Source organism: Pseudomonas sp. HMWF021, assembly GCF_003061005.1.
Taxonomy (GTDB): Bacteria; Pseudomonadota; Gammaproteobacteria; order Pseudomonadales; family Pseudomonadaceae; genus Aquipseudomonas.
Map to the genome: position 1 here is coordinate 1226 of NZ_QAIK01000101.1, position 6876 is coordinate 8101.

A 6876-nucleotide genomic window follows, 5' to 3' on the forward strand; every position below is an offset into this window, starting at 1 on the left:
CGGGCGGATTTCCGAGGTGAGCGCGCGCTTCACCCTCGATGCGATGCCCGGCAAGCAAATGGCGATCGACGCCGACCTCAACGCCGGCCTGATCGACCAGAACCAGGCCAAGGCGCGCCGTCAGGAAGTTGCCCAAGAGGCCGAGTTCTACGGTTCGATGGACGGTGCCAGCAAGTTCGTCCGTGGTGACGCCATCGCCGGCCTGCTGATTCTGTTCATCAACCTCATCGGCGGTATGGCTGTCGGTATCTTCCAGCACAACATGACCTTCGCCGACGCCGGCAAGGTGTACGCCTTGCTGACCATCGGTGACGGTTTGGTGGCGCAATTGCCATCACTGTTGTTATCGACAGCGGCAGCGATCATGGTGACCCGTGCTTCCGGTTCGGAAGACATGGGCAAACAGATCAACCGGCAGATGTTCGCCTCGCCCAAAGCCTTGGCGGTGGCTGCCGGTCTGATGGCGGTCATGGGGCTTGTGCCGGGCATGCCGCACTTCTCGTTCCTGAGCATGGCCGCGCTGGCTGCCGGCGGCGCCTACCTGTTCTGGAAGAAGCAGAACGTCGCCAAGGTCCAGGCGCTGCAGGAAGTTCAGCGTCAGCAGGAACTGCTGCCGTCGCCGGCCCGGGCCATGGAAACCAAGGAACTGGGCTGGGACGACGTGACCCCGATCGACATGATCGGCCTGGAAGTCGGCTATCGCCTGATCCCGCTGGTGGATCGCAATCAGGGCGGGCAGTTGCTGGCGCGGATCAAGGGCGTGCGCAAGAAGCTCTCGCAGGATCTGGGCTTCCTGATGCCGACCGTGCACATCCGCGACAACCTCGATCTGGCGCCGAGCGCCTATCGCCTGACCCTTATGGGGGTGATCCTGGCCGAAGCCGAGATCTACCCGGATCGCGAACTGGCAATCAACCCGGGGCAGGTCTACGGCACGCTCAACGGCATTACCGCCAAAGATCCGGCTTTCGGCCTGGAGGCGGTGTGGATCGAAGTCAGCCAGCGTGCGCAGGCGCAATCGCTCGGTTACACCGTGGTCGACGCCAGTACCGTGGTCGCTACCCACTTGAACCAGATTCTGTACAAGCACTCCAGCGAGCTGATCGGCCACGAGGAAGTGCAGCAACTCATGCAATTGCTGGCCAAAAGCTCGCCGAAACTGGCTGAAGAACTGGTGCCGGGGGTGGTGTCGCTGTCGCAACTGCTCAAAGTGTTGCAGGCGCTGCTGGCCGAACACGTGCCGGTGCGCGACATCCGCAGCATTGCCGAGGCTATCGCCAACAACGCTGCCAAGAGTCAAGATACCGCCGCTTTGGTGGCCGCAGTGCGCGTCGGCGTATCCCGCGCCATCGTCCAAAGCATTGTAGGCACTGACTCCGAGCTGCCTGTGATCACCTTGGAACCAAGGTTGGAACAAATATTGCTCAATAGTCTGCAGAAGGCAGGACAAGGCTCGGAAGAGGGCGTTCTGCTGGAACCAAGCATGGCCGAGAAGCTGCAGCGTTCGCTTATCGAAGCGGCGCAGCGCCAGGAAATGCAAGGTCAGCCGGTGATCCTGTTGGTAGCAGGCCCGATCCGCGCGATGCTCTCGCGTTTCGGCCGCCTCGCCGTCCCGGGGCTGCACGTGCTGGCCTACCAGGAAATTCCGGACAACAAGCAAGTGACCATCGTTGCGACAGTAGGGCCCAACGGCTGAGGTAGTGGTTTATGCAAGTTAAGCGTTTTTTCGCCGCCGATATGCGTCAGGCCATGAAGCTGGTTCGTGATGAGCTGGGCGCTGATGCCGCCATCATTGGCAACCGCCGCATTGCCGGCGGCGTCGAGCTGACGGCGGCGCTGGATTACAAATTGTCGGCGCTGGCGCCACGGGTTCCGAACATGGAACTCGAAGACGAGCTGCGCAAGACCCAGTCGCGCATCGTCACCGCCCAGGCCGAGCTGAGCCTGCGTGGCGAAGCCGACGGCAACACCAATCGCCAGTTGTTCGCCGGCCTGCCGTTGACGGCCGGCCTGCCGCTGACCGCTGCCGAACCGTTGAGCGAACCGACTTACGCCGCCCCGGCACGTCCGGCCCCGGCGCCTGCACAGGCGTCCGCCGGTGTCGATCCGCGTGCGCTGGATTCGATGCGTTTCGAATTGAACAGTCTGCGCGAACTGATGGAAGTGCAGCTCGGCACCCTGGCCTGGAATCAGCTGCAAGGCAGCCGTCCGGCACAAGCCAATCTGTATCGCCGTCTGCAACGCATCGGTCTGTCCGGGCCGTTGTCGCGCGATTTGCTGGCGATGATCACCGACATCGAAGAACCACGTCAGGCCTGGCGCATGCTGCTCGCGCACCTGGCGCGGATGATCGCCGTACCGGAAGTCGAGCCGCTGGAAGAGGGCGGGGTGATTGCCATGGTCGGCCCGGCCGGCATGGGCAAGACCACCACGCTGGCCAAACTCGCTGCGCGCTACGTGCTCAAGTACGGCGCGCAGAATGTGGCGCTGGTCAGCATGGACAGCTTCCGCATCGGCGCGCAGGAACAACTCAAGACCCTGGGGCGGATTCTCAATGTGCCGGTGACCCACGTCGATCCGGGCCAGTCGCTGGTGCAGGCGCTCGACCCGCTGCTGCGCAAACGCGTGGTGCTGATCGATACCGCCGGCCTGCAGGCCAGCGATCCGGCCCTGCGCATGCAGCTGGAAAGTCTGGCCGGGCGTGGCATCCGTTCAAAAAATTATCTGGTGCTGGCAACCACCAGCCAGAAACAGGTTCTAACCGCCGCTTATCACAGTTACAAGCGTTGCGGGCTTGCCGGCTGCATCCTGACTAAACTGGATGAGACGGCCAGCCTTGGCGAAGTGTTGAGCCTGGCGATCAGTCATGAACTGCCGGTCGCGTACCTGACCGACGGCCCACGGATTCCGGATGATCTGCATCTGCCGCGCCGTCATCAACTGGTCAGCCGCGCCGTCAGCGTGCAAATGCAGGAAGAACCCAGCGAAGAAGCCATGGCTGACATGTTCGCTGATATCTACCACAGCCCGACCAAGCAGGTTGGCTGAGGTAATGAACAGTTTTTGTACCTACATCGATGGTCTGCCATGCATTGTTCCGGTTGTGAACGCGCAGCCAGTAATGTGGCCTCCGTCTATGCAAGACAAGGTAAAGAAATAACATGGGCAGCATGCATCCCGTACAGCTGATCGCGGTGACCGGCGGCAAAGGTGGCGTCGGCAAGACTAACGTGTCAGTGAACTTGTCTCTGGCGCTGGCAGAGCTTGGCCGTCGGGTCATGCTGCTGGACGCAGACCTGGGGCTGGCGAACGTCGATGTTCTGCTGGGCCTTACGCCCAAACGCACGCTGGCCGACGTGATCGAAGGCCGTTGCGAGCTGCGCGACGTGCTGTTGCAGGGGCCTGGCGGGATTCGCATCGTGCCGGCCGCTTCGGGCACCCAGAGCATGGTGCACCTGAGCCCGGCGCAACATGCCGGACTGATTCAGGCCTTCAGTGACATCGGCGACAACCTCGATGTGCTGGTGATCGACACCGCTGCAGGTATTGGTGACTCGGTAGTCAGTTTCGTCCGCGCCGCGCAGGAAGTGCTGCTGGTGGTCTGTGATGAGCCGACCTCGATCACCGACGCCTACGCGCTGATCAAACTGCTCAACCGCGACTACGGCATGAACCGCTTCCGCGTCCTCGCGAACATGGCGCAGAGCCCGCAGGAAGGGCGCAACCTGTTCGCCAAGTTGACCAAGGTCACGGATCGCTTCCTCGACGTCGCCCTACAATACGTCGGCGCGGTGCCGTACGACGAAAGCGTACGCAAGGCAGTGCAGAAGCAGCGTGCGGTCTATGAAGCCTTTCCGCGTTCCAAGTGCGCGCTGGCGTTCAAGGCCATCGCACAAAAGGTCGATACCTGGCCGCTGCCTGCCAACCCGCGTGGGCACCTTGAGTTTTTCGTCGAGCGCCTCGTGCAGCAAACGGCAGGGCCAGTGTTATGACCGCCAGCGGTATGAACTACTACAAGAAGTCGGCACGTGACGCGCAGTACGAGTTGATCGAGCGTTACGCGCCACTGGTCAAGCGCATTGCCTATCACTTGCTGGCGCGCTTGCCGGCGAGTGTGCAGGTTGAAGACCTGATTCAGGCCGGGATGATCGGCCTGCTTGAAGTCTCGACCAAATACGACGCCAGCAAAGGCGCCAGTTTCGAAACGTACGCGGGCATCCGGATCCGCGGCGCGATGCTCGACGAAGTACGCAAAGGGGACTGGGCGCCACGCTCGGTTCACCGCAATACCCGTATGGTCAGCGACGCAATTCGGGCAATTGAAGCTAAAACCGGCCGTGATGCTAAAGATCACGAGGTTGCGGCCGAACTCCAATTGAGTCTCGACGATTACTACGGGATTTTGAACGATACCCTGGGCAGCCGCTTGTTCAGTTTCGACGATCTGTTGCAGGACGGCGAACACGAAGGGCTGCACGAGGATGGCGCCAGTGCTCATCTTGAGCCGTCACGCGATCTGGAAGATGAACGCTTCCAGGCGGCGCTGGCGGACGCGATTGCCAATTTGCCGGAGCGTGAGCGACTGGTGTTGGCGCTGTACTACGACGAAGAACTGAACCTCAAGGAAATCGGTGAAGTCCTTGGCGTCAGTGAATCGCGGGTCAGCCAGTTACACAGCCAGTGCGCGGCCCGTTTGCGGGGGCGTTTGGGGGAGTGGCGAGCGCGCTGAAGGCAGTGTGGGGACACTGCGAACGAGGCTGGTGCGGTGATGAACGGCACCGGTCTTGCTCTGTTGTGCTCCAGACAGTCTTCGAGTGCTGCGCCGATTGATTGAAGTGGCGCGTCCAGGTGCTGGGCGCGTTTAAGACTGCTTGGAGGTCGAATTGAACAAAGACATGAAAATCCTCATCGTTGATGACTTCTCAACGATGCGGCGGATCATCAAGAACCTGCTGCGCGATCTTGGGTTCACCAACACCGTCGAGGCCGACGATGGCACTACCGCCATTCCGGTACTCAACAGCGGCAGCATCGACTTTCTGGTAACGGACTGGAACATGCCGGGCATGACCGGTATCGACCTGCTGCGCCACGTGCGTGCCGATGAAAAACTCAAGCATCTGCCCGTGCTGATGGTGACCGCTGAAGCCAAGCGCGAGCAAATCATCGAGGCCGCTCAGGCCGGTGTGAACGGCTACGTGGTCAAACCTTTCACGGCTCAGGCGTTGAAAGACAAAATCGAGAAGATTTTCGAACGCATCGGCTGATGACGCGCGGGGGAGCTATGGAGCATAAAGAATCTTCACAGGGCGATTTCGAATCGACCCTGAAAAAACACGCGGTCGAACTGGTCGAGAGCCTTGAAAAAGGCAGGTTCGGCGACGCTGTGCAACTGATCCATGAGCTCAATCAGACCCGTGACCGCGGCCTGTATCAGGAAGTGGGCAAGCTCACACGCGAACTGCACAGTGCGATCGTCAACTTCCAGATCGATCCGCACATGCCGCAGGCCGAGGAAGTGTCGCAGATCACCGACGCCACCGAACGCCTGGGCTATGTGGTCAAGCTGACCGAAGCCGCGGCCAACCGCACCATGGATCTGGTGGAAAGCGCCACGCCGGTGGTCAATGGCCTGGCCGATGAAGCCCAGGCCTTGAGCACCGACTGGGGCCGCTTCATGCGTCGTGAGGTCGGGGCTGAAGAGTTCCGCGAACTGGCGCGCCGGGTCGACGGTTTTCTGTCGCGCAGCAGCACGGACAACCGTGCGGTGTCGAGCAACCTCAACGACATCCTGCTGGCCCAGGATTACCAGGACCTCACCGGTCAAGTGATCAAGCGTGTGACCCAACTGGTCACCGAAGTCGAAAGCAATTTGCTCAAACTCGTACTCATGGCCAGTCAGGTGGACCGCTTTGCGGGCATCGAACACGACCGCGCCGCGATGCTTGCAGAAAAAGATCCACAAAAACATCTCTCGCAGGGTGAAGGTCCGCAGATTCATGCCGATAAACGAGAAGACGTTGTGTCCGGTCAGGACGATGTGGACGATTTGTTATCCAGCCTTGGATTTTGAGTTTTAGGTTTTTAGACCTGTAGGAGCACCCCATTAATGAGCTTCGGCGCCGATGAAGAGATCCTTCAGGATTTCCTGGTTGAGGCCGGCGAGATTCTTGAGCAACTGTCCGAACAACTGGTCGAGCTGGAAAGCCGCCCGGATGACGCAGATCTGCTCAACGCAATTTTTCGCGGTTTCCACACTGTAAAAGGGGGCGCCGGCTTCCTTCAGCTCAACGAGCTGGTGGAGTGCTGTCACATCGCCGAAAACGTGTTCGACATCCTGCGCAAGGGTGAGCGTCGCGTTGATGCAGAACTGATGGACGTGGTGCTTGAAGCACTGGACGCAGTGAACAGCATGTTCAGCGAAGTCCGTGAACGTGCACCGATCACTGCCGCTACCCCGGAACTGCTGGCCGCGCTGGCGCGTCTGGCCGAACCGCAATCGGCTGACGAAGCCCCGGCTTCGCCGGTGGCCGAGATGATCGAAGAGCTGGTCGTCGAAGGCGATTCGAGCGATTCGGGCGACATCACCGATAACGAATTCGAACAGCTGCTCGACTCGCTGAACGCCGTCAAGGCCGAAGCCGAAGCGCCGGTTGCTGTGGCATCTGCGCCGGTTGCCGATGCGGCCGCCAGCGATGAAATCACCGACGCTGAATTCGAGTCCTTGCTCGATCAGTTGCACGGCAAAGGCCAGTTCGCGCCGGACGCCGTGGCACCGACGGCGGCCGCTGCGGCGGCACCGGCGGCGGGCGACAGCTCGGACATCACCGACGACGAATTCGAAGCGCTGCTCGATCAGTTGCACGGCAAGGGCAA

General features: G+C 60.8%; 7 protein-coding genes. All 7 read left to right on the plus strand.

Annotated features, from left to right (window positions below):
* Positions 1 to 1696, plus strand: a 1696-nt coding sequence (locus DBR18_RS13330; RefSeq protein WP_256588696.1) for a flagellar biosynthesis protein FlhA, incomplete at its 5' end; no start/stop codon positions are given.
* 11 nt (positions 1697 to 1707) lie between these two features.
* Entirely contained in the window at positions 1708 to 3048 is a 1341-nt protein-coding gene (gene flhF / locus DBR18_RS13335; RefSeq protein ID WP_108590660.1) for a flagellar biosynthesis protein FlhF, read from the plus strand.
* Positions 3049 to 3161: 113 nt separating this feature from the next.
* Positions 3162 to 3992: a flagellar synthesis regulator FleN gene (gene fleN, locus DBR18_RS13340; RefSeq protein ID WP_108590661.1), complete on the plus strand. Its 831-nt coding sequence runs from the start codon at positions 3162 to 3164 to the stop codon at positions 3990 to 3992.
* On the plus strand, positions 3989 to 4729 hold the full coding sequence (fliA, locus tag DBR18_RS13345) for an RNA polymerase sigma factor FliA (RefSeq protein WP_003222919.1): 741 nt from the start codon (positions 3989 to 3991) through the stop codon (positions 4727 to 4729). Before fleN ends, fliA begins: the two co-directional genes overlap by 4 nt.
* Before the next feature lie 166 nt (positions 4730 to 4895).
* Positions 4896 to 5267: a chemotaxis response regulator CheY gene (locus DBR18_RS13350; protein WP_024012118.1), complete on the plus strand. Its 372-nt coding sequence runs from the start codon at positions 4896 to 4898 to the stop codon at positions 5265 to 5267.
* Positions 5268 to 5284: 17 nt separating this feature from the next.
* Positions 5285 to 6073, plus strand: coding sequence for a protein phosphatase CheZ (locus DBR18_RS13355; RefSeq protein ID WP_108590662.1), 789 nt, complete (start codon positions 5285 to 5287; stop codon positions 6071 to 6073).
* 36 nt (positions 6074 to 6109) lie between these two features.
* On the plus strand, positions 6110 to 6876 hold a 767-nt coding region (locus DBR18_RS29155; RefSeq protein WP_371921094.1), incomplete at its 3' end, for an Hpt domain-containing protein.